At 68.5% G+C, this 22,573-nt stretch carries 16 protein-coding genes and 2 pseudogenes; 11 read left to right on the top strand and 7 right to left on the bottom strand.

The features are described from left to right. Positions 1 to 79: 79 nt before the first annotated feature. The 9 genes from BM417_RS09410 (at position 80) to BM417_RS09450 (ending at position 10,848) form a co-directional block, all read left to right on the top strand. The gene (locus BM417_RS09410) at positions 80 to 1,597 is read left to right on the top strand and encodes a sugar ABC transporter ATP-binding protein (RefSeq protein WP_143138597.1); all 1,518 of its coding nucleotides are present in this window, start codon (positions 80 to 82) and stop codon (positions 1,595 to 1,597) included. Positions 1,598 to 1,643: 46 nt separating this feature from the next. Beyond that, positions 1,644 to 2,687 carry an ABC transporter permease gene (locus BM417_RS09415; RefSeq protein WP_093590069.1) on the top strand — a complete coding sequence of 348 codons (1,044 nt, stop codon included), beginning with the start codon at positions 1,644 to 1,646 and terminating at the stop codon, positions 2,685 to 2,687. Beyond that, complete coding sequence (locus tag BM417_RS09420) at positions 2,680 to 3,639, top strand: ABC transporter permease (protein WP_093590072.1); 960 nt, start codon at positions 2,680 to 2,682, stop codon at positions 3,637 to 3,639. The genes BM417_RS09415 and BM417_RS09420 overlap by 8 nt, the downstream gene beginning before the upstream one ends. Next, positions 3,636 to 4,697 carry a rhamnose ABC transporter substrate-binding protein gene (gene rhaS / locus BM417_RS09425; protein WP_218164408.1) on the top strand — a complete coding sequence of 354 codons (1,062 nt, stop codon included), beginning with the start codon at positions 3,636 to 3,638 and terminating at the stop codon, positions 4,695 to 4,697. The genes BM417_RS09420 and rhaS overlap by 4 nt, the downstream gene beginning before the upstream one ends. A gap of 1 nt (position 4,698) precedes the next feature. Next, entirely contained in the window at positions 4,699 to 5,010 is a 312-nt protein-coding gene (locus BM417_RS09430) for an L-rhamnose mutarotase (RefSeq protein ID WP_093590075.1), read from the top strand. 18 nt (positions 5,011 to 5,028) lie between these two features. Then, positions 5,029 to 6,183, top strand: a complete 1,155-nt coding sequence (gene rhaI, locus BM417_RS09435; RefSeq protein ID WP_093590078.1) for an L-rhamnose isomerase — start codon at positions 5,029 to 5,031, stop codon at positions 6,181 to 6,183. Beyond that, the gene (locus tag BM417_RS09440) at positions 6,183 to 8,207 is read left to right on the top strand and encodes a bifunctional aldolase/short-chain dehydrogenase (RefSeq protein WP_093590081.1); all 2,025 of its coding nucleotides are present in this window, start codon (positions 6,183 to 6,185) and stop codon (positions 8,205 to 8,207) included. Before rhaI ends, BM417_RS09440 begins: the two co-directional genes overlap by 1 nt. Then, on the top strand, positions 8,204 to 9,502 hold the full coding sequence (locus BM417_RS09445; protein ID WP_093590084.1) for a rhamnulokinase: 1,299 nt from the start codon (positions 8,204 to 8,206) through the stop codon (positions 9,500 to 9,502). Before BM417_RS09440 ends, BM417_RS09445 begins: the two co-directional genes overlap by 4 nt. A gap of 110 nt (positions 9,503 to 9,612) precedes the next feature. Next, a complete protein-coding gene (locus BM417_RS09450) occupies positions 9,613 to 10,848 on the top strand; it encodes an SGNH/GDSL hydrolase family protein (RefSeq protein ID WP_093590087.1) in 1,236 nt (411 codons plus the stop codon). Between the two features lie 350 nt (positions 10,849 to 11,198). Here BM417_RS09450 and BM417_RS09455 read toward each other — a convergent pair whose 3' ends face one another. The 3 genes from BM417_RS09455 to BM417_RS09460 form a co-directional block, all read right to left on the bottom strand. After that, positions 11,199 to 11,522, bottom strand: a complete 324-nt coding sequence (locus BM417_RS09455) for a molybdenum ABC transporter substrate-binding protein (protein WP_143138573.1) — start codon at positions 11,520 to 11,522, stop codon at positions 11,199 to 11,201. Between the two features lie 23 nt (positions 11,523 to 11,545). Continuing rightward, positions 11,546 to 11,755 carry a hypothetical protein gene (locus tag BM417_RS46695; RefSeq protein ID WP_143138574.1) on the bottom strand — a complete coding sequence of 70 codons (210 nt, stop codon included), beginning with the start codon at positions 11,753 to 11,755 and terminating at the stop codon, positions 11,546 to 11,548. Between the two features lie 120 nt (positions 11,756 to 11,875). After that, positions 11,876 to 14,107, bottom strand: a complete 2,232-nt coding sequence (locus BM417_RS09460; protein ID WP_093590093.1) for a tetratricopeptide repeat protein — start codon at positions 14,105 to 14,107, stop codon at positions 11,876 to 11,878. A gap of 489 nt (positions 14,108 to 14,596) precedes the next feature. Between BM417_RS09460 and BM417_RS09465 the strand changes: the two genes are divergently transcribed. After that, a complete protein-coding gene (locus tag BM417_RS09465) occupies positions 14,597 to 15,655 on the top strand; it encodes a hypothetical protein (protein ID WP_093590096.1) in 1,059 nt (352 codons plus the stop codon). Here BM417_RS09465 and BM417_RS50260 read toward each other — a convergent pair. From BM417_RS50260 to BM417_RS09475, 4 genes and pseudogenes are all read right to left on the bottom strand, one after another. Continuing rightward, positions 15,569 to 16,375 carry an ABC transporter permease gene (locus BM417_RS50260; protein WP_407656137.1) on the bottom strand — a complete coding sequence of 269 codons (807 nt, stop codon included), beginning with the start codon at positions 16,373 to 16,375 and terminating at the stop codon, positions 15,569 to 15,571. The two genes, BM417_RS09465 and BM417_RS50260, sit on opposite strands and share 87 nt — an antisense overlap. Before the next feature lie 228 nt (positions 16,376 to 16,603). Then, positions 16,604 to 17,113 (bottom strand): annotated as a pseudogene (locus BM417_RS50265) (ATP-binding cassette domain-containing protein); the annotation flags it as partial. Positions 17,114 to 17,227: 114 nt separating this feature from the next. Continuing rightward, positions 17,228 to 17,734 (bottom strand): annotated as a pseudogene (locus BM417_RS50270) (FHA domain-containing protein); the annotation flags it as partial. Continuing rightward, positions 17,731 to 19,527 (bottom strand): protein kinase domain-containing protein, encoded by a 1,797-nt coding sequence (locus BM417_RS09475; protein ID WP_177320345.1) that lies wholly within the window; start codon positions 19,525 to 19,527, stop codon positions 17,731 to 17,733. The gene BM417_RS09475 and the pseudogene BM417_RS50270, both read right to left, overlap by 4 nt. Before the next feature lie 220 nt (positions 19,528 to 19,747). Between BM417_RS09475 and BM417_RS09480 the strand changes: the two genes are divergently transcribed. Beyond that, entirely contained in the window at positions 19,748 to 22,567 is a 2,820-nt protein-coding gene (locus BM417_RS09480; protein ID WP_093590105.1) for a tetratricopeptide repeat protein, read from the top strand. Positions 22,568 to 22,573: the final 6 nt, after the last annotated feature.

The raw sequence follows: 22,573 nt of genomic DNA on the forward strand, positions 1-22,573 counted from the left end.
GAATCGTACCCCGCAACCCTTGACATGGTGCCGTAACACACCCAGAGTGCTCGTAACTCAGGCGTTAAAACGTTTCAACATCGAGGAGACGGACGTGGACCGACCTCCCGTGGTGACACTGGACGAGGTGAGCAAGTCCTTCGGCGCCGTCCGCGCGTTGTCCGGGGTGTCGCTGCGACTGCTGCCCGGCGAGGCCCACGCGTTGCTCGGCGAGAACGGCGCCGGCAAGTCGACGCTGATCAAGACACTCGCCGGGGTCCACCGCCCGGACGCCGGACAAGTGCTCGTCGACGGCGCCGCGCAACGGTTCTCCGGTCCCGCCGACGCCCTCGCCGCGGGCATCGCGATCATCTACCAGGAACCGACGCTGTTCGGCGACCTGTCGGTGGCCGAGAACGTGTTCATGGGCCGCCAGCCGCTCGGGTTCGGCCGCCGCATCGACGTCGCCTCGATGCACGCCCGCACGTCGGAGTTGTTCTCCCGCCTGGGGGTCAAGCTCGACCCGGCCCGTCCGGCACGCGGACTGTCCATTGCGGACCAGCAGCTCGTCGAGATCGCCAAGGCGTTGTCGTTCGACGCCCGCGTGATCGTGATGGACGAACCGACCGCGGCCCTGTCCGCGCACGAGGTCCAGCGGCTTTTCGGGGTGGTGCAGGCATTGCGCGCGCAGGACGCCGCCGTGCTGTTCGTCTCGCACCGGCTCGGCGAGGTGTTCGAACTGTGCCAGCGCGCCACCGTGCTGCGCGACGGGGGGTTCGTGTGGTCCGGCGAACTCACCGACGAGACACCGGACTCCTTGGTACGCCGCATGGTCGGCCGCGAACTGTCGCAACTCTTCCCCAAACAGGACACGACCGCCGGAGAGGTGCTGCTCTCGGTGCAGCGCCTGACCCGCGAAGGCGTGTTCACCGACGTCTCCTTCGACGTGCGCGCGGGCGAGATCGTCGCCCTGTCCGGGCTCGTCGGCGCCGGCCGCAGCGAGGTGGCCCGGGCGATCTTCGGCATCGACCGTCCCGACGCGGGTTCCGTGCACGTGGGAGGCCGGCGGCTGAAGTACGGCTCCCCCACCGCCGCGATGGCCGCGGGCATCGGGTTCGTGCCGGAGGACCGCCGCCAGCAGGGACTTGTGATGGACGCGTCCATCGAACGCAACACCGCGCTCGCCTCGCTGGGCAGGCTGTCGACGTTCGGGTTGCTGCGCCGTCGTAGTGAACGTGCGCTCGCCCAGGACTGGGCGGTGAAGCTGCGGCTGAAGTTCTCGAAGCTGAGCGACCCGGTCGGCGTGCTGTCCGGCGGCAACCAGCAGAAGGTCGTGCTGGCGAAGTGGCTGGCGCGCCGGCCGTCCGTGCTGATCGTCGACGAACCGACGCGCGGCATCGACGTCGGCACCAAGGCCGAGGTGCACCGGCTGCTGTCCGAACTGGCCGGGCAGGGCGTCGCGGTGCTGATGATCTCGTCGGAACTGCCGGAGGTGCTCGGCATGGCCGACCGCGTGCTGGTGATGCACGAAGGCCGTCTGGTCGAGGAACTGTCGCGGGCCGAGGCGACCGAGGAACGCGTGGCGATGGCGGCCGCGGGACAGGCGGTGGCGAAATGATCGCAACGCCGGCACGTCGTCGCTTCTGCGGGCGGGCGGTGGCTCCATGACCACCCAACTCACCCCTGCCGTCGCACCCTCTCGTCGCACCGCCGCCCGCCGCCTGAGCACCCGAGTCGGCCGGGTCCGCGAACTCGGCATCGTCGTGGCGCTGGCCCTCGTGGTCATCCCCACCGCGATCGTCAACCCGCGCTTCATCCAGCCCCAGAGCCTCCGCGACCTCCTCCTCAACGCCTCGATCGTCGCGCTTCTCGCCGTGGGTCAGACCCTCGTCGTCATCACCCGCAACGTCGACCTGTCCGTCGGCTCGGTCCTGGGCCTGTCCGCCTTCCTCACCGCCCAGCACTTCGCCGACAACCCCGGCACCCCACTCGTCCTGGGCATCGGTTTCGGTGTGGCGGTCGGTCTCGCGTGCGGCCTGCTCAACGGCCTGCTGGTCGCGCTCGGCAACGTCCCCAGCCTCGTGGTCACCCTCGGCACGCTGTACGTGTTCCGGGGCGTCGACTACGCACTGGCCCAAGGCAAGCAGGTCAACGCCGCCAATCTCCCGGACGCCCTGCTGAACCTGGGCAGCAGCCGCGTCCTCGGCATCCCGATCCTCGTGCTGGTCGCCGTCGTGGTGATCGTGGTGGCCGCCGTCTACCTGCGCTCCTACCGGTCCGGCCGCGAGCTGTACGCGATCGGCTCGAACCCGGAGGCCGCCACGCTCGCCGGCATCCCGGTCGCCAAGCGCACGCTCACCACGTTCGCCGTCTCCGGACTGATCGCCGGGCTCGCGGGCGCGCTGTGGGTGGCCCGGTACGGAACGGTCGACGCGGCCGCGGGCACCGGCCTCGAACTCCAGGTCGTCGCGGCGGTCGTGGTCGGCGGAGTCGCGATCTTCGGCGGCTCCGGAACGGTGACCGGGGCAGCGCTCGGCGCGCTCCTGCTGGGCACGATCACAAGCTGCCTCGTGGTGTTGCAGATCCCCGCGTTCTGGCAGCAGGCGATCGCGGGCGCGCTCCTGTTGAGCGCGATCACCGTCGACCGGCTCCTGGCACTGCGACTGGCGAAAGCCCTGCGCACCTCCGAAGGGACCAGCCATGCGTAACCTCCTGCGGTGGGAGACCGCGCTGGTGTTCCTTCTCATCGTGGTAGCGCTAACGGGCCAGGTCAGCACGGACGGCTCGTTCCTGTCCGGCGGCAACCTCTTCTACCTCGGCCTCGACATCGGCGAGATCGCGCTGATCGCCCTCCCGCTCACGCTGGTGATCGTCGCGGGCGAGATCGACCTGTCCGTCGCGTCGGTGCTCGGCCTGTCCAGCGCTCTGATCGGCTGGCTGTGGAACGCGGGCTGGTCGCTGGAAACGATCCTGCCCACCGTGATCGTCGTGGGCGCGGTGTGCGGAGCGGTCAACGGCCTGCTGGTCACTCGCCTCGGGCTGCCCTCACTCGCCGTCACGATCGGCACGCTCGCGCTCTACCGCGGCCTCGCGCTGGTCGTGCTGGGCGACACCGCGGTCGCCGACTTCCCGGCGAGCTACACCTCGTTCGGCACGACTCCGTTGCCCGGCACCGACATCCCCTATCCGATCGTGCTGGCCGCGATCCTCGCCGTCCTGTTCGGCGTCGCCCTGCACGCCAGCTCGTTCGGCCGGTCCGTCTACGCGATCGGCTCCAACGAAGAGGGTGCGCGCTTCTCCGGCATCAGGGTCAAGCGCGTCAAGCTGTCCCTGTTCGTGCTCGCCGGGGCCGTGGCCGCGATCGCCGGCATCGTCTACACGTTCCGCTTCTCCAGCGCCCGCGCGGACAACGGCGTCGGGCTCGAGCTGGCCGTCGTCGCCGCGGTGCTGCTCGGCGGCGTGTCCATCTTCGGTGGCAAGGGATCGCTCTTCGGCGTGCTCGCGGGCGTGCTGCTGCTGGGCGGTCTGCGCAACCTCCTGATCCTGCAGGACACCTCCACCGAGGTCCTCACCATCGTCACCGGCCTCCTGCTGCTGGTGAGCGTTCTCGCTCCGTCCGTCACCCGTCGCGTAGGAAGCCTAAGAAAGGCAGCCCCATGAACACACGTCTAGTGCTTGCCCTGGTGATGTCCGGGGCTGTCGCACTCACCGCCTGCGGAGGCACCACGAAGGACAGCGCGGGCGACCAGACCGGTGGCGCCACCAACGCCGCCAAGGGCGATCCCAACGCGGCACTCAAAGAGGGCCTGAAGATCACGTTCCTGCCCAAGCAGGTCAACAACCCGTACTTCACCGTGGCGCAGAAGGGTGCCGAACAGGCGGGCACGGCGATCAAGGCCGAGCTCAAGGCCACGGGACCGTCCGACGCGGCCGCCTCCTCGCAGGTCACCTACATCAACACCGCCGCGCAGCAGAAGCAGGACGCGCTGGTGATCTCCGCGAACGACGCCAACGCCGTGGCTCCGGCGTTGAAGAGCGCGCGTTCACAAGGACTCAAGGTCGTCACGTTCGACTCCGACGCGGCGCCGGACGCCAGGGACGTCTTCATCAACCAGGCCACGTCGACCGAGATCGCCGCCGGCCAGGTGAAGCTGATCTCCGAGGCGGTCGGCGGATCCGGTGAGATCGCGATCCTGTCCGCGACTCCCAACGCCACCAACCAGAACGCGTGGATCGAGGTCATGAAGACCGAGCTCGCGAAGCCCGAGTTCGCCGGTCTCAAGCTCGTGGAGACCGCGTACGGCAACGACGACGACCAGACGTCGTTCCAGAAGACCCAGGGTCTGTTGCAGGCGCACCCGAACCTCAAGGGCATCATCTCGCCGACCACCGTCGGTGTCGCGGCCGCCGCCCGGTACCTCAGCTCCTCGGAGTACAAGGGCAAGGTGCAGCTGACCGGTCTCGGCACGCCGAACCAGATGCGGAAGTTCGTCCAGGACGGCACGGTGAAGTCGTTCGCGCTGTGGGACCCGAGCAAGCTCGGCTACCTCGCCACCTACACCGCCGCCGCGCTCGCGTCCGGGCAGATCACCGGTGCGGAGGGCGAGAAGTACAAGGCCGGCGAGCTCGGCGACTACACGATCGGCGCCAAGGGCGAGGTCGTGCTCGGCCCGCCGACCGTGTTCACCAAGGACAACATCGACAAGTTCGACTTCTGACGTGCGCGTCTGCTTCACCTTGCGGGTCCGCCCGGACCGTCTCGACGAGTACCGGGCGCGACACCGCGAGGTGTGGCCGGAGATGCGGGCCGCCCTCAGCGAAGCGGGATGGCGCAACTACTCCCTCTTCCTCGCCGGGGACGGCCTGCTCATCGGCTACCTCGAGTGCGACGACTTCGACGCGGCGCTCGCGGAGATGGCACGCACCGAGGTGAACGCGCGCTGGCAGACCGAGATGGCGGAGTTCTTCGAAGGCGACGGCAACGCCGACGAACGGATGCGCCCGCTCGACGAGGTCTTCCACCTCGACTGAAAAGCTTTGGGGAGAACCATGAGTGTGAAAGACGCGCTGCGCGAGCAACGGATCGAGACGCCGTCGTGGGCGTACGGCAACTCCGGCACCCGGTTCAAGGTGTTCGCGCAGCAAGGAGTTCCGCGCACGCCGTACGAGAAGATCGACGACGCCGCGGTGGTGCACCGGCTCACGGGCATCGCGCCGACCGTCGCGTTGCACATTCCGTGGGACAGGGTCGACGACTACGGGAAGTTGTCCGAGTACGCGCGGGACCGGGGCGTCGCGCTCGGGGCCATCAACTCCAACGTGTTCCAGGACGACGACTACAAGCTCGGCAGCGTCTGCCATCCGGACGCGACGGTGCGCCGCAAGGCGATCGGGCACCTGCTCGACTGCGTCGACATCATGGACCAGACGGGGTCGCGCGATCTCAAGCTGTGGTTCGCCGACGGCCTGAACTACCCCGGCCAGGACAACCTTCGAGCACGCCAGGACCGGCTCGCCGAGGCGTTGGCCGAAACCTACGAACGGCTCGGCGCCGATCAGCGGATGTTGTTGGAGTACAAGCTCTTCGAGCCCGCCTTCTACGCCACGGACGTGCCGGACTGGGGCACTGCGTTCGCGCACTGCGTGCAGCTGGGCGAACGGGCGCAGGTCGTGATCGACACCGGGCACCACGCCCCCGGCACGAACATCGAGTTCATCGTGTCGTTCCTGCTGCGGGCGGACAAGCTCGGCGCGTTCGACTTCAACTCGCGCTTCTACGCCGACGACGACCTGATGGCCGGGGCGGCGGACCCGTTCCAGCTCTTCCGGATCATGCACGAGATCGTGCTGGCCGACGCGCTGAAGCCGGCCGCCGGCATCGCGTTCATGCTCGACCAGTGCCACAACCTGGAGCCGAAGATCCCGGCGATCATCCGGTCGGTGCTCAACGTCCAGGAGGCGACGGCGAAGGCGCTGCTCGTCGACCAGAAGATGTTGTCGGAGGCCCAGCAGGCCGGTGACGTGCTGGGTGCCAACGCCGCGGTGATGGACGCGTACAACACCGACGTGCGGCCACTTCTGCGGGAGCTCCGCGCGGAGATGGGCCTCGATCCCGATCCGATGGCCGCGTACCGGCGGTCCGGGTACGCCGAGCAGATCGTCCGGGAACGAGTCGGTGGCGAGGCCGCCGGGTGGGGTGCGTGATGGAGCAGGTCCAAGCGCTGCTGGGGCGGAGCAACCGGCTCGGCGCCGATCCGCGCAACACCAACTACGCGGGCGGCAACACCTCGGCCAAGGGAGCCGAGACGGATCCGGTGACCGGGCAGCCCGTGGACCTGATGTGGGTCAAGGGATCCGGCGGCGACCTGGGAACGCTGAAGGAGTCCGGGCTCGCCGTGCTCAGGCTCGACCGGCTCCGCGCGCTGACCGAGGTCTATCCGGGTGTGGAGCGCGAGGACGAGATGGTCGCCGCGTTCGACTTCTGCCTGCACGGCAAGGGAGGCGCGGCGCCGTCGATCGACACGGCCATGCACGGCCTGGTCGACGCCGCCCACGTCGACCACCTGCATCCGGACGCGGGCATCGCGTTCGCGACGGCCGCGGACGGCGAGGCACTGGTCAAGGCGTGCTTCGGCGAGCGCGTGGCGTGGGTGCCGTGGCGGCGGCCCGGTTTCCAGCTGGGGCTGGACATCGCGGCGATCAAGCGCGACCACCCGCAGGCGATCGGCGTCGTCCTGGGCGGGCACGGCATCACCGCGTGGGGCGCGACCAGCGAGGAGTGCGAGTCGCACTCGCTGGAGATCATCGAGACCGCCCAGCGCTACCTGGACGAACACGGCCGCGCCGAGCCGTTCGGGCCGGTGGTCCACGCGCCGCTGTCTGCGGACGAGCGGCGGGTGCGGGCCGCCGAGCTGGCACCGGTGATCCGCGGCCTGGCTTCCACGGACAGCCCGCAGGTCGGCCACTTCACCGACTCCGGCGTGGTGCTCGACTTCCTGTCGCGGGAACGGCATCCGGAACTGGCCGCGCTCGGCACGTCGTGTCCCGACCACTTCCTGCGCACCAAGGTCCGGCCGCTGGTGCTCGACCTGCCGCCGACCGCGCCGCTGACGGACGCCGTCACGCGCTTGGAACAGCTCCACGACGCCTACCGCGAGGACTACCGATCCTACTACGAGCGGCACGCCGAGCCGGGCAGCCCGCCCATGCGCGGCGCCGACCCGGCGATCGTGCTCGTGCCGGGCGTCGGGATGTTCAGCTTCGGCCGCGACAAGCAGACCGCGCGCGTCGCCGGAGAGTTCTACGTGAACGCCATCAACGTCATGCGGGGCGCCGAATCCGTCTCGCGGTACGCGCCGATCGACGAGCGCGAGAAGTTCCGCATCGAGTACTGGTCGCTCGAGGAGGCCAAGCTCCAGCGGATGCCGAAGCCCAAGCCGCTCGCCACCCGCGTCGCCCTCGTCACCGGTGGTGGCTCGGGCATCGGTCGCGCGGTCGCTCAGCGACTCGCCGCCGAGGGTGCGTGCGTCGTGGTGGCGGACCGGGACGGTGACAGCGCGCGTGAAGTCGCTTTGAGCCTTGGTTCCTCGGACGTGGCGGTGCCGGTGACGGTCGACGTCACTTCCGCCGCGGGCATCGCCGAGGCGTTCCGTGCGGCGGCACTCGCGTTCGGCGGCGTCGACCTGGTGGTCAACAACGCGGGCCTGTCGATCTCCAAGCCGCTCGAGGAGACCACCGAGGCCGACTGGGACCTCCAGCACGACGTGATGGCCAAGGGATCGTTCCTGGTCTCGCAGCAGGCGGCCAAGGTCATGCGCGCTCAGGGCATGGGCGGCGACCTCGTCTACATCTCCAGCAAGAACGCGGTCTTCGCCGGCCCGAACAACGTCGCGTACGGAGCGGCCAAAGCCGACCAGGCGCACCAGGTCCGCTTGCTGGCAGCCGAACTCGGCGGGGACGGCATCCGCGTCAACGGCATCAACCCCGACGGCGTGGTCCGCGGTTCCGGGATCTTCGCCGGCGGCTGGGGCGCCCAGCGCGCCGCCGTCTACGGCGTGCCCGAGGAGAAGCTCGGCGAGTTCTACGCCCAGCGCACACTGCTCAAGCGCGAGGTGCTGCCCTCACATGTGGCAGCGGCGGTGTTCGCGCTAACAGCCGGCGACCTGTCCCTCACGACCGGCCTGCACGTGCCGGTCGACGCCGGCGTCGCAGCAGCGTTCCTGCGATGACAGCGGTCGCGGCGATCGACCTCGGCGCGTCCAGTGGCCGGGTGGTACGAGGGATCGTCACCGATGGCAACGTGCACATCGAGGAGGTGCACCGGTTCGCCAACGGGCCGGTGCGCCACCGCGACCGGCTGCACTGGGACCTGCCCGGCCTCTACCACGAGGTTCTCGCCGGACTGAGACGCGCCGGCGGCCTGGCGAGCATCGGCATCGACAGCTGGGCGGTCGACTACGGACTCCTCGACCCGTCCGGCGAACTGCTGGGCAATCCCGTTTGTTACCGCGACTCCCGCACCGACGGCATCACGCCCGCCGATGGCCTGTACGAGATCAACGGACTGCAGTTCCAGCCGTTCAACACGATGTTCCAGCTGATGGCCGAACCACTGCTCCCCCAGGCCTCCCAGCTCCTGCTGATCCCCGACCTGCTCTCCTACTGGCTGACCGGGCAACGCGGCACCGAGTACACCAACGCCACCACGACCGGCCTGATCGACGTCCGAACAGGACAGTGGTCACCAGAGCTGACCCGCGACCTCCCACCCGGCCTCCTGCCGGCCCTGCGCCATCCCGGCGACCTCGCGGGCACCTTCAAGGGCATCCCGGTCACCGCGGTCGGTTCGCACGACACCGCGTCCGCCGTCGTCGCGGTGCCCGCGGAGACGGACCGGTTCGCCTACATCTCGTGCGGCACGTGGTCGCTGGTCGGCGTCGAACTCGACTTCCCGGTGCTCACCGCCGAGAGCCGCGCCGCCAACTTCACGAACGAGGGCGGGGTCGACGGCACGATCCGCTACCTCCGCAACGTGATGGGCCTCTGGCTCCTGCAGGAATGCCTGCGGACCTGGGACACCTCGCTGGAGCCGTTGCTGCGGGAAGCCGGCACTGCGTCAGGCGCGGTGTTCGACCCCAACGACCCGGTGTTCCTCCCGCCCGGCGACATGCCCGCCCGCATCCAGCAGTGGTGCGGGAAGACCATGACGAGAGCGGAGATCGTCCGGTCCATTCTGGACAGTCTCGCTTTGGCCCACCGCGATGCCATCGCGGACGCGCAGCGGTTGTCCGGCAAGGAGGTCGACGTCGTGCACATCGTCGGCGGCGGCTCGCACAACGAGCTGCTCTGCCAGCTCACCGCGGACGCGTGCGGTCTGCCCGTCGTGGCGGGTCCGGCCGAGGCGACCGCGCTGGGGAACGTCCTGGTGCAGGCGCGTGCCGTGGGGGCGGCCCACGGCACACTCTCCGACCTCAGGAAGCTGGTGCTGGAGTCACAACCGTTGCGGCGCTATCTCCCGCGGTGACGTTCTCGAAAAGGTTTCGAAAATGAATTCGACGCCCTTTGTCAATTGACGCCTATTTGCGCGCACTTCTAGGTTGATCTTTCGGTTCCTTTTCCGAAAGGGCGTGGAAGATGCGCAGGCGCTTGTTCCTCGGTCTGGCCGCCACCGGCTTGCTGGCCCCGACAGCCGCCCAGGCCGAGGCCCCGGCACGAACCGGCTGGGTCAACACCTGGACGTCCATGCCCCAGCAGGCCGAGCCGCACAACATGCCGCCCCCGCCGTTCACCCAGGACGGCCTGGTGATGAACGACGCCACGCTGCGCCAGACCGTCCGCGTCACGGTCGGCGGGCGGCGGATGCGGTTGCGCTTCTCCAACGCGTTCGGCGGCGCGGTGCTGCCGATCACCGCGGTCACCGTGGCGCTTCCGAAAGACGGCCGCGCGGGTGTCAGCGCGATCCAGCCGGGCACAACGCAACGGGTCACCTTCAACGGACGGTCCTCAGTGGACGTTCCCCGAGGTGCACCCGTGGTGTCCGACCCGCTGGACTTCGCCCTGACTCCAGGAACGATCCTCACGGTGACCGCCTATCTCGCCCGAGGACAGGCGTCCAACGAGGTCTCCTCGCATCCCGGCTCCCGCACCACGTCCCACCTGCTGACGGGCAACCACGTCGAGGCGGCGGACCTGCCGGGCTCGACGCCCACCGACCACTGGTACTTCCTCAGCGGCATCGAGGTGCTGTCGACCGCGCCTGCTGTCGTGGTGATCGGTGACTCGCTGACCGACGGCCGAGGCTCCACCACCAACGGCAACGACCGCTGGCCGGACCGGCTCGCCGACCGGCTGCGCGGCGGCGTCGCGGTGCTGAACCAGGCCGCGGGCGGCAACCGGGTGCTCGCTGACGGCCTCGGCCCCAGCGTCCTGGCCCGGCTGGACCGCGACCTGCTGGCGCAGAGCGGGGTCCGGTGGCTGATCCTGTTCGAGGGCGTCAACGACATCGGCACGGCCGCCGCGACCGAAGCCGCCCAGAAACAGGTGGCCGATGATCTGATCGCGGCCTACCAACAGATCGTCGACCGCGCCCACGCGCGTGACATCAAGGTGTACGGCGCGACGCTCCTTCCCTTCGGTGGCCACAGCTACGACGACCCCGGCGGCTTCCACGAGGCGGCGAGGCAGACGGTGAACCGCTGGATCCGCACCAGCCGCCGCTTCGACGCCGTCATCGACCTAGACGCCGCCGTCCGCGACCCTGCCATCCCGCGGCAGCTGCTTTCCGTCGCGGACGTCGGCGACCACCTGCACCTCAATCCCACGGGCTACCGCATGCTCGCCGAGGCCGTTCCGCTCAAGCTGTTCCGTTGAACGTCCATGGGGCATGGAGCGGACCGAGAAGCCTTGCGCGGTGCACCTCGGCGGTGATCCCACCGGCACCTCGACGGTCAACAGCTGGGCGGCCGACCACGGCCTGCTCGACGCGCTTGGCGCGTTGCCGGCCAACCCCGTCCTCCCGCACCGAAGGCATCGCGCCGCGGGTCTACCCGCCCCAGTCCGGCTACGCCTCGCCGCGCTGGTTCCGGATCGCCTCTCCGGCCGGAACCGGATGGACCCGCTCCTCGCTGGTCGAGAACCAGACCTCGGTGGGTCACTGCTGATCCGAACGCCGACACGGAGATGGGCGACGGCTGGTGCAGCCGTCGCCCATCTTCGCGCCACTAGCCAGGTAACGAGGATCCACGGCCCAACTGCTGACCGCAAAGCTGTGCGATCTGTTGCGTCGCGTTCATCAGCGCCAGAACACTGGTGCTCTTCGAGTCGGCGATCGCGTCGAGTGCCTCCGCGTCCGACTCGAGCCGGCTACCGCCCTCGTAGCGACCGGCCACACTGGACAACGTGCCGGCATCGCTGAAGATCGCGTTGTCAAAGATACCGTTGGCGTTGCTCACACTGTGCCCGAGTTCCTGGTAGCTCTCGCACACCTCGTCCTTCGTGGTCGGCCCGAACGAGCAGCCCGCTAGAGCCACGGCGACCACGATCATCAGCGACACTCCTCTCATGGCGGTCACCAGATCCACACCACGAACCGGCCACCGCGGAAGATGTAGACCGCGTACAACGCGCACAGGGCGCCGGGGATCAGCAGGCTCGCGTTGACGTCGAAGCCCACGTACAGGCCGACGGCGGCGAGGATCGCGTAGTACACCCAGGCGACCGAGCGGCGCCTTCGCTTCTGTTTCTCCTGCTGTGGTTGCTGTGCTTGGGATTCGTCCACTGCGGCCTCCGGGCGGTCGGGTTCTTCATTGCCTCCCCGCTCGTCATCGGACGGCGTGCTGCGCCGTTAACGACCTGCCGCACGTTGTCACGAAACTGCCCAGCTTTTGGGTAAACCGTGTCACGCCAGGGCTTTTCGGGCGCGCGTCTCACCGACCATGACATCGTTCAGGCCACCGTGCAGCTGGTCGGCCGCCGCCCAGTGCGTTGCCGCCGCCCCCAGGTGTCCTTTCGCCGCATCGACGTTGCCCAGGCCGGTCGTCGCGCGAGCCATCTCGTACTGGCTTCCACAGTTCCTGGCCAGTTCAACCGCGCGTGCGTACTGTTCCGCCGCGTCGTCGAGCCGACCGGCTCGGAAGTGGGCCCACGCCGTGCAGTTGGCGGACATCACGACGTCCAGCTCCAGGCCGAGCGCCGCGAACTCGGCTTCGGACTCCTCCGCGTGCCGCACGGCGTCATCGCACGAGCCGAGCTCCACTTCGGCCAGCGCCATGCCGCGAAACGCGATCGCCGCGTTACGTGGGGAGTTCATTCGCAGATAGGAAGCGCGTGCCTCACTCAGGTCGCGCATCGTCCTGCCCGGATCGCCCTGATAGAGCGCGGCCCACGCGATGTTGGACAGCGCGTCGGTCACCCCGCGCGGGTCCTCCAGTTCGCGGAACTGCTCCAGCGCCTCCTCGTAGTAGCCGATCGCGACCGCGAGCTCGCCCCGGTCGGCATGGGCCATGCCCAGGTTGTTCAACGTGATCGCGAGCGCCTTCCCGTCCCCGGCGACACGAGCGGCGTCAGCGGCGAGGAGGTGCAGGTCGATCCACACGTCCCACAGCTTCGTCAGGAAGAAGAAGTCCCTGAGCAGGAACGCCAGTTGCCAGCACTGGTCGTGGAGTCCACGTGCCGCCGCGGTGCGGCAGAGGGCCACCAGGTTCGGCCACTCGGCGTCGATCCACGCGGTGGCGGTCGCGCGCTCGGTGAACTTCACCGAGACCTCCGGGAGCGTTCCGACCGACAGCGCCAGGCGATGCCGGTGCGGTGCGAGGAACTCGTCGCTGGACTCGGTCAGCACAAGGCTGTGGTCCAGCAACCGCCGCAACGCGGCCGCCTGCTCGGCCGGCCCGATACCCGGAAGAAGGCGATCGCCGGCGAACGCGCGCACGAGGTCGTGCACGGTGACGTGGTTCGTGCCGAGCGGGGAAACGAGGTGCACGTCGCCGAGGTCGTCCAGCAACCGTTGCGTCTCCACGAGACCCAGGTCGGCGAGTGCCGCCGCGCTGCGCACCTCCACGTCACGGCCTGGATGGAGTGCGAGCAGTGCGAACAGCCGCAGCTGGGCAGCGGTCAACGCCTGGCACGACAGACTGAACGCCGCGGCGACGCTGCGCTCACCGTCGTTCAACGCACTCAGCCTGGACGCCTCGCCGACGAGGCGCTCGTCGAACTCCTCCAGCGTCCACATCGGACTGCCGTGGAACCGCGCCGCGGCGATGCGCACCGCGAGCGGCAGACGACCACAGCGGTCGACGACTCGGGCGACGACCTCGTCCGGGGCGGACTCCGCACGCTCCCGCGCAATGGCGCGAAACAACGACACCGCTGTTTCCGCAGGCAGCACGTCCACCGTGACGTGCACCGCGTCATCCAACGCGTTCAGCCGGTTGCGACTCGTGATGATCACTCGACACCTCGGTTCGGAAGGCAGCAGCGGCGCGACCTGGCGCGCACTGCCGACGTTGTCGAGTACGAACAGGCATCGCTTGCCGCGCAGCACACTGCGATAAAGGTTGGCTCTGGCGTCCGGATGGGACGGGATCTGCTCGGCTGGGACGCCGAGCATGCGTAGAAGTGGGTGGAACGCGTCCCGTGCGCTCATTGCCTGCGCCTCGGGGGCGTGTCCGGCGAGGTCGAGGTAGGCACACCCGTCCGGGAACGAGTCCGCCACGGCCCAAGCCGCCCGCAACGCGAGAGCGGTCTTGCCCGCGCCCGCGAGTCCGGTCAGCGCGCAGGCGACAGCTCCCTGCTCGGCGGACAGGAACGCGGTGATCCGCGCCAGTTCCGCGGAACGGCCGACAAAATGCGGTGTGGACGGTGGTAGCCCGCTCATCGTGGCTGCCAGCTGACCCACCGATCGCTTGCGCGGGCGGTCACCGGCCAGCTCCAGCAGCGCGCCGTTGGCTTCGAGCGCGTCGTCGCAGGCCTTCGCGAACTCGCGGTTGACCTCGGCACTGCCTGTCTCGACCTTGCTGAGATAACCCTTGCTGTAGTGGATCAGAACGGCGAACCGGGACTGGGACAGCCCTGCCAGCAGGCGCAACCGTCGCAGCTCACCGCCGAAAAGGGACAACTCCGCTGCTGCCATGGATTGATGATGCCTCACCCGGCAGCTGAAAAGAATGCTTGTCGACGTTCCGGCCGGAAGCTTCACCCGGCGGCCGGAACATCACTGCCACACTCAGATCAGGGCGAGCAGGAGCTGGACGAAGTCAACGACGATGACGAAGTGGGTGTGCATGGCTGTGTTACCTCCTGGGTGGCCGAGGAAGGCTGCGGAGGCGGGGCGGAACCTGTCCAGTCGCCGAACCAGGCGCCCAGGAAAAGTCCCACGACGAAGGCCAGTGCGACGATTCTGCACAGCACGGAGACCGACACGAAAAGGCTCATCTCATACCTCCGCCGCTACGCCCGCCGACGCTTTCTTCCTCTTCTTCGTCAGCTTTTTGCCGACACCAGAAGCTTCACCCGCGGACCGATCGGACAGAAGTGGTTTCCTGTGACCCGAACCAACGGGAAACCTGGAAACAGGCGCTGACTAGACTCTCGTGCCTCGCGTTGCTCGTGGGAGGCAGAGATGCGGGTCGACATCGGTGACCTCGTCGCCGAGCTCAAGGCACTGCGCAAGGGGCGAGGACTGGACACGCCCGACATCCTGCCCCGCATCGGACCGGCGCTGCGGACAACGTTCTCGCTTGCGCCGGACACGGGTCCTGCGCAGGCCAGAACGGTTCTGTCCCTCAAGCTGACCGAACTGGCGGCACGCTTGCACCCGGACTTCGCCGCCGCCGTGGCGACGGCTCTCGGGCTGGCCGAGGACAGCCGCACCCGTCTGTACGGCGACCGCGTCGCTCTCGTGGCCCGGCAGATCCACCGCGATCGGCGAACGGCCAGCAGGCGGATCGACGAAGGGATCCAGCTCCTGGCACAGCTCGCGATCGCGGAACTCTCGAAAGCAACTCCGGAGGACAGGCCGGAGCCGGCGCCGTGGCGAACAAGGGCATTGCGCACCTGGGTGGTGCTCGATCGCGACGTGACCGAGGTGTACGAAATGCGCCGGATCACGACGTCAGCGAGTGAAGTACGGGAAGTGCGCCTCGAGGTTTCGGTCCCAGTTCCCGAGAACTGGGACAGCACCACTCCGATCGATGATCCGGAAATAGTGGTGCTGACCGGCGGAACATTGCAGGCACGGGCGAACTACTCGTCGAGTCGCGTCGTTTTCGACCTGGAACTGGCGCAGCCGCTCACCGAGGGGAACGAACACGAGTTCTTCGTTCGCTTCCGCTTTTCCGGCGCCAGGAGAATGGGGCCGTTCTACGCGTGCACCCCGAGCTTTCCGTGCGAGTTCTTCGATCTACATGTCAGATTCGCCGCGGACCGCCCGCCTGCTGCTGTCTGGAAGGTGGACGGTCTGCGCATGAGCGAGGTCAACGACAGTGCCGCGCCGCGAGGACCGATCCGGCCCGACAGCGCGGGTGAGGTGAAGGTGGCCTTCCGCGATCTCACCCCCAACCTGTCCTACGGAATCGCCTGGGACGAAAGGCGGTCACTCGGCTCGGACCCGGCCCGCCCTGCGCACGAGGAGCGCCGCGAGCGGAACCGTCATGGCAAGCAGGACTCCTGCGGAGAGTAGCCACCACAGCGGTTCGTGGCGCCACAACGGCTCCGCGGGCAGACCGGGCACGTGCGCCCGAACGTCCACAGTGGATGCCCCGGCGGCGTACCCCCAGCGCGCCGGGGCGAGCCAGGACAGCTGCTCCAGCACCGGCCGATCGGTGACCGGGATCATTCCCCCGCACAACACCAGCTGTGCCATCACCAGTACGACCAGCAACGGCATGACCTGCTCCGAGGACTTCACCCACGCCGACACGACCAACGACAGCGCGCACGAGGCGAAGGCGGTGAGCCAGACAGCCACGATCAGTTCGACCGCCGGATGACCGAGCAGGACGGCGTCCGCCGGTCCTGGTTTCACCGCCAGGGTCCCGGCGACCAGCAGGACCGCTTGCACAGCGACGATGACGCCGAACATCAGCAGCTTGCTCAACCCGTACGCACGGGGCCTCAGCCCGGCCGCACGTTCACGCAGGAAGATCGCCCGTTCCGCGACGATCTCCCTTGCTCCGCAGGCGCCGCCGGTGAATGCCGCTCCGACGAACAACAGAACGAGCATCTGCGTCGGTTCGGTGAGATCCGCCGCTCCCGGTGGACCCAGTCCTGCCTCACCCGGCACGGCCAGCGCGAGCCCGGCGAGCAACAACGGGATCAGCAGGAGGAACGCGGCATAGCCGGGATCCGCCAGGATGAGCCTGGTGTGCCGGGACACCAGTGTCACCAGCTGACGCCACATCGTTCTCGGGGTGGCGACGGACCGCGGCACGCTCGCGGCCACCCGCCGTTCGGGAGCGCCGACCCCGGTGGGCACGGGCCGGCTGGCGGCCGCTTCGAAGATGTCGGCCCAACTGGCCGCTCCGAACCGGACGCGCAGGTCGTCGGGCGCGCCCAGGAAGAACGGCACGCCGCCAGGCGCCAGCACGAGGATCCGGTCACATTGAGCGAGATTGTCGGGGTTGTGGGTCACGACCACGACCGACCGTCCGGTGTCCGCAACAGTGCGCAAGGAGGTCATGATCTGCTTGTCCAGCCACGGATCGAGGCCGGAGGTCGGTTCATCGAGCAACAGCAGCGGTGGCGATGTGAGCAGCTCCATCGCGATCGACACGCGTTTCTGCTGTCCTCCGGACAGCCGGCGCACCGTGGTCCGTGCTTGTGCGGTGAGATCCACCTGTGCCAATGCCGCGGCAACGACGTCGTTGCGTTCACGTCGCATGGTGTCGGCAGGCAACCTCAGCTTCGCGGCATAGGCGAGTACACGGCGTGCGCTGAGCCGGACGTGCATCACGTCCTTCTGCGGCACGACGCCGATGCGCTCACGGACAGCAGGGTGTTCGTGCACGTCGAGTCCGTCGTAGCTGACATGACCGTGCGTCGGCACGAGCGTGCCGGTCAGCACCTTCAACAGCGTCGACTTGCCCGCGCCGGACGGGCCCACCACCGCGACGAGCTCGCCCGGCCGCACGTCCAGCGATACTCCGGAGAGCAACGGCTGGCCGCTCGGCAACGTGAACCCCACGTCGTCGACGACCAGGTGCTGCTTGGCACCCGGCAACGACGTCAGTCCGACCGGTGTGACGATCACGTCCGTAGAACCGAAGGTGAGCAGGTCACCAGAGGACACCAGAGCATCGGCCGCGATGGGTTCGCCGTTGTGCAGCACCGGGTTCGCGCTGCCCAGATCGGAGACCCGCCAGCCGTCGCCGGTGTACCGCGCGGTCGCGTGCCGCCGTGACACCATCGGATCAGCGAGCACCAGGTCGTTGCCGGCCGCCCGGCCGATGCTGATCACGCCGCTCGGTGGTGTGGCGGTACCGCAGCGGAACACCACCTCCACCTCACCTGACAGCCGCACCACGAGCTCACCGGCGATGCGCTGTTCACGCACCTGCCGACCGTCCACCCAGGTGCCGCCCGCGCTGCCGTGGTCACGCAGTACCCACCCGTTGTCGTACTCGACCCGCAGGTGGTGGCGCGACACCGCCGGGTCCTCGACCACCACATCGCTCGCCGCACCGCGTCCCACGAGAACCGAAGCTCCCGGCGGGAACGTCCACGACCGACCGCCCGACGACACCTCCAACTCGGCTGTCACCGGGACGTCGTCGTGGTCGTCGTCGACGCGGTGGAGACCGGCGGCAGACCCGAAGTGGGAATCTCCCTGGCCAGGCCGAGCAGCTTCGCCTCACCGAGGGCGAACGTTCCGTCGCAGGTCCCGTTGCCACTCGTCACCTGGTACTGGAACCTCAGCCTCAGCACCCCGGTGAGATCCAGGTCCAGTGGGACGGTCGAACCGAACCCCACTGCCGTGTTGGAGATCTGCCTGCCGTCCGCCAGCACTTCGAGCTGGACCTTCAACGCCGTACGGGCTGAGTCGTCACTGATACCCGCCGAGGCAACGAGCCGCCGGTACCCCTTCGAGAGGTTGTACTCGGCGTAGTAAGTCCGCTCCGCGCAGTAGGAGTAGAACGACGTACCCAGCGAGTGCACGTACTGCTTGGCGCCCATACCGACGACGAACGCGCTTCTCGAAGTGCCCCAACTACCGGATGACGGTTCCTGCGAGTCGAGGTAGACGACCACTCCCGCGCGGGCGACGACGAGCTTCGCGCCTTCACCGATCGGTTGCCCGGCAGCGGGTTCCTGGCTGAGCACCGTGTCCGCAGCAGCTTTCTCGTCGACCTGGTCGACGATCTCCACCTTCATCGACCTGGGCAACGCGTCCTTCGCCGTGCTGACGTTCTTGCCGATCAGATCCGGCATCGTGGTGATCCGGACCTCGCTGGAGGTCGTGGTGGTCGACTCCGTGGTCGTCGTGGTCGTGTTGTTGTTCCCACCGGTCGGAGTGGCGGCGGCCGCGCCGTTGCCGGAACTGTTCTCCTTGGCCGACATCAACGCGTAGGTACCGCCGGCGCCACCCAGCAGAACGATGACCGCGGCCAGGATGGGGAGCGCTCGGCTTTTGCGTTTGGCAGGCGCGGACGAGGAGGCCTTGGGCACGCGGAGCACCGTTTCGTTGTCGTTGCCGTGATTCAACGGAATGGCCGCGGGCGGCAGGTCGAGACGAGTGCCGACCGGCGCGTTCAGCAGCCGCGACGAGAGGTTCAGCAGCACCGCCGAGACGAGCTCCGCGGACCGCGGCCGGGCGGCCGGGTTCTTGTGCAGCAGGTTCGCGATCACGTCCCACAGCTCGTCCGGAACGCTGTTCGGCCGCCCAGGGGCCTTCTCGCAGTGGTCGCGCAACACCTGGAACACCGAGTCACCCACGAACGGCGTGACACCGCAGCACAGTTCGTACAGGACGATCCCGAGAGAGTAGAGATCGGCAGCCGGGCTGACGTCCTTGCCGTCGACCAGCTCGGGCGCCACGTAGTACGGCGTGCCCGCGAGCATCGTGCTGCGGCCGACCTTGGACGCGTTCGCCATCTTGGAGATGCCGAAGTCCGTGAGCCTGGGCGTGGAGGAGTCCATGAGGACGTTCTCCGGCTTGACGTCGCGGTGCACGAACCCCGCCAGGTGCACGCTGTGCAGGGCGTCCGCGATGCCCGCGCCGATGCGCGCGACCTCGGCCGGCAACAGCGTGCCGCCCGCGGCGTTGAGCGACTTGCGCAGACTGCCGCCCCGCACGAGGTCCATCACGATCGCGGCCGTGTCGCCCTCCACGACGAGGTCGTGAACAGCGACGAGGTGCTGCCCCCGCAGGCTGGTCAGTATCGCTCGTTCCTGGTGGAACTTGGCGATGAAATCCGGATCGTCGACCAGGTCGGAACGCAGCAGCTTGAACGCATAAGGCGCGCCGCTCTCGTCCACGCCCTCGTACACCTGGCCCATCGCGCCGGAACCGAGGAACTCGCCCAGCGTGTACCGACTCCCCAAGCGTCGCGTCATGCGCCGAAACCTCACTTTTTCCCACGAATTGGTGAAAGACGAGCGTAGGCGCCCACCCCCAGGCCGCAGTGGACAGAACCGGGACAGTTCCCTGTCGCATTCTGCGGCGCCCGATGATGCCGCACCCAACGGATTCGACCAGGACAGAAAAGTGACAGTTTCTCGGTGGAAGCAGGACATTGCCGAGTAGCAGCACGCATCGACCTATACCGTCCACGGCGTGGAAGCCGGTTATGACGTGTTCCTGTCGTTCAGCGGCGATGATCGGCCGCGAGTCATGGAGCTGTACGAGGCGCTGAAGGACGAGGGCCTGCGCGCGTTCATCGACGAGCGCGGCATCCGATACGGCCATGGCGTCACCGCGGAGATCACGACGGCGCTACGCGAGTCGAAGACGATGCTCGTGTACTACTCGGCTTCGTTCCCGCAGCGGTCGGCGTGCGAGTTCGAGCTGCGGTACGCCTACCTCACGGCGTTGCGCGCGGGTGAGGTCGAGCAGCGGATCCTGGTGGTCAACCCGGAGGACCCGAACACCGGCCACCTGCTACCGCTGGAGCTGAGCACCAACCGGTACGTGCGGACCTGGCAGTCGAAGCGCGATCTCGCCACCCTGGTAGCGCTGGTCCGGCAGAAGGCGGAGGCGCTGGACGGCCCGTTCCCCGGCATGGACTTCGGCCCGCCACCCCTGACGCATCACCGGAAGTTCGAGCCGACGGTGGACTTCGTCGGCAGGTACCGCGACCGGTGGGCGCTGCACTCGGCCCTGCACCGCGGCGACCACCCGCTGATGAACCCGGTGACGGCACCGCAGGTGGCCTCGCTCACCGGCATGACCGGCATGGGCAAGACCTCGCTCGCCAAGGTGTACGTGCACGACTACGGGTTCATCTACCCCGGTGGCATCTACTGGACCGACCTGACCGGCGCGACTCGTCACGCGGACCGGGCGCGTGCGGTGCACACAGCGCGCCTGCGTGAGCTCGCCGAACAGGTCGACCGCCTGCCGGGCGGTCTGACCCGCCGTCAGCTGCTCGGCTGGTGGACTCGGCATCTGCAGGACCGGCCGGGTCCCAAGCTGTGGGTGGTGGACGCGGTACCGGCGGGCACGCCGGACGACGTTCTCGCCGAGCTGGTCCCGGACGTCGGTGGCGTGCACACCTTGCTCATCGGGCAGCAGGAGCTCTCCCACAGCATCGCCGCACCCGTGCGACTCGACGGTCTCTCCGCGGACGACGGCCGCGAGCTCTTCTCACAGCAGCAGCGCCACCCGCCGGTGGGCGACGAGGTCGACGCCGTGGACACGGTGGTGAAACGTCTGGGCGGGCACCCCTATGCGATCCGGTTCGCCGCGGCGGGAGCCCGCGGGCGAGAGGGGCTCTGGCACCTGCGCAAACGGGTCGACCACCTCACCTCCGACGCCGGGGTGCTCGACCGGGCCCTGGCGATGACCCGCGACGCGATCGAACACCGTGACGGCCCTGAACGCATCGTGCTCGTGCTGTCCGCGGTGTGCGCACCCGAACCGTTGCCGGCGGCATTGATCAGCAAGGTCATCGGGGCGCTGGAACCGTCGGCGCTCCCCCACACGGCCGCGGTGCTGACCAAGCTGGACCAGGACCGGCTCGTCGCTCAGGAAGACACGTCGTGGCAGGTGCACCAACTGGTGCGCGAGGCAATGACGCAGAGCGCCGGACAGGACGAGCAGGGCGCGGTCGCCGTGGTCGCAGCGCGTCAGCTGCTCGCACTGGCCGAGACCGGCACAGCCGAGCTGGCACCGCACGCACGCGCGTTGCTCTCCCGGACCACGTCGTCACCCGACCTGTCGATCTCGCTCAACGAGCTGGTAGCCGCCCATCACGACGCGCGTGGTGAGCCCGGCCTCGCGGCACCGCGCCACGAGGAGCTGTTCGGCTGGCAGCCCGACCAGCTCGGCCACCTGCACGCGGCGGCCCGGAACAGGTTCGCCGCCGGCGACTACGACAAGGCACTGGAACACGCCGGCAAGCTCGCCGAACTCGCGCAGGACGACGTGACGACCATGCGGGCAGACCACGTCCGAGCCGATGTGCTGGACGCCAGGACCCGGCACCGCGAAGCCGAACCGATCTGGCAACGACTGGTCACGGGCGACGCGCTGAAGAGCGCACCACCGCAGGAGCAGATCACGGTCCGCACCGCGCACGTTCGCAACCGCCGCGCGCTCGGTTACTTCACCGAAGCGACCAGCCTGGCGAACACGCTGGTGGCCGAGATGGGCGGACAGTTCACCGAGGAGTTGATACCCCTTCAGCTCGAGCTGGTCGCCATCGGAATGGCGACGGAGGACCGCATCGGCGCGCGCATCAAGGCCAAGGAGATCGTCGATCACTACCAGCGCCAAGGACTTCCCGGCCACATCCACGCGCTGGAGGCCGCGGCGCTGCTGCACGAGGCGCAGCTGGAGGTCTTCATCCTGGAGAAGTTCCCGGCCAAGGAGGACTGGGTGAGAGCTGAGGTGGCGTTGCGCGAACAGGTGGCGGCCGCCCGCCGCGAGTTCGGCGCCGGCAACCCGAGGACTCTGGCCGCGACCGTGGCACACCTGCGGGTCATGGTCGGGCAGGGTGCCCCTCACCTGGTCTTGGCCGAGTACGCGGACCTGGCCGGCATCGTGGCCGAACACCTCGGCTCCGACCACCGGCTCCACCTGCGCACCGTGTTCCTCCTCGGCCAGGCACACGCCCAGAACAGAGATCGTGACCAGGCGTTCGACCACTACACCCGAGCTCTGAACGGCCAGGAGCGCGTGCTCGGCGCCGGCCACCCGGAAACGCTGAGAACGCGTTACGAGCTCGGGATCATGCACTTCTGGCGAGGCGACCGCGCGGAGGCCAGGCGGACGTTCCGATCGGTGCGACGCGACGCGGTGGAGGAGATGGGACGCCGCAACGACCTCTACGGCCAGGCGTTCACGGCCGAACTCCTGGCGACCATCCTCCCGAGCGCGGCGATGCACGCGTTCGACTGGTTCGAGCAGCAAGTCGCCAGAAAGCGCGAGTCCTGATTTTGT

Source organism: Lentzea waywayandensis (assembly GCF_900115955.1).
Lineage (GTDB): Bacteria > Actinomycetota > Actinomycetes > Mycobacteriales > Pseudonocardiaceae > Lentzea > Lentzea waywayandensis.

Excerpts from the sequence above, each read along its gene's own strand:
- BM417_RS09415 (WP_093590069.1), top strand. The coding sequence starts at position 1,644 with ATGACCACCCAACTCACCCCTGCCGTCGCACCCTCTCGTCGCACCGCC.
- BM417_RS09420 (WP_093590072.1), top strand. The coding sequence starts at position 2,680 with ATGCGTAACCTCCTGCGGTGGGAGACCGCGCTGGTGTTCCTTCTCATC.
- rhaS (WP_218164408.1), top strand. The coding sequence starts at position 3,636 with ATGAACACACGTCTAGTGCTTGCCCTGGTGATGTCCGGGGCTGTCGCA.
- rhaI (WP_093590078.1), top strand. The coding sequence starts at position 5,029 with ATGAGTGTGAAAGACGCGCTGCGCGAGCAACGGATCGAGACGCCGTCG.
- BM417_RS09440 (WP_093590081.1), top strand. The coding sequence starts at position 6,183 with ATGGAGCAGGTCCAAGCGCTGCTGGGGCGGAGCAACCGGCTCGGCGCC.
- BM417_RS09445 (WP_093590084.1), top strand. The coding sequence starts at position 8,204 with ATGACAGCGGTCGCGGCGATCGACCTCGGCGCGTCCAGTGGCCGGGTG.
- BM417_RS09450 (WP_093590087.1), top strand. The coding sequence starts at position 9,613 with ATGCGCAGGCGCTTGTTCCTCGGTCTGGCCGCCACCGGCTTGCTGGCC.
- BM417_RS09455 (WP_143138573.1), bottom strand. The coding sequence starts at position 11,522 with ATGATCGTGGTCGCCGTGGCTCTAGCGGGCTGCTCGTTCGGGCCGACC.
- BM417_RS09460 (WP_093590093.1), bottom strand. The coding sequence starts at position 14,107 with ATGGCAGCAGCGGAGTTGTCCCTTTTCGGCGGTGAGCTGCGACGGTTG.
- BM417_RS09465 (WP_093590096.1), top strand. The coding sequence starts at position 14,597 with ATGCGGGTCGACATCGGTGACCTCGTCGCCGAGCTCAAGGCACTGCGC.
- BM417_RS50260 (WP_407656137.1), bottom strand. The coding sequence starts at position 16,375 with ATGTGGCGTCAGCTGGTGACACTGGTGTCCCGGCACACCAGGCTCATC.
- BM417_RS09475 (WP_177320345.1), bottom strand. The coding sequence starts at position 19,527 with ATGACGCGACGCTTGGGGAGTCGGTACACGCTGGGCGAGTTCCTCGGT.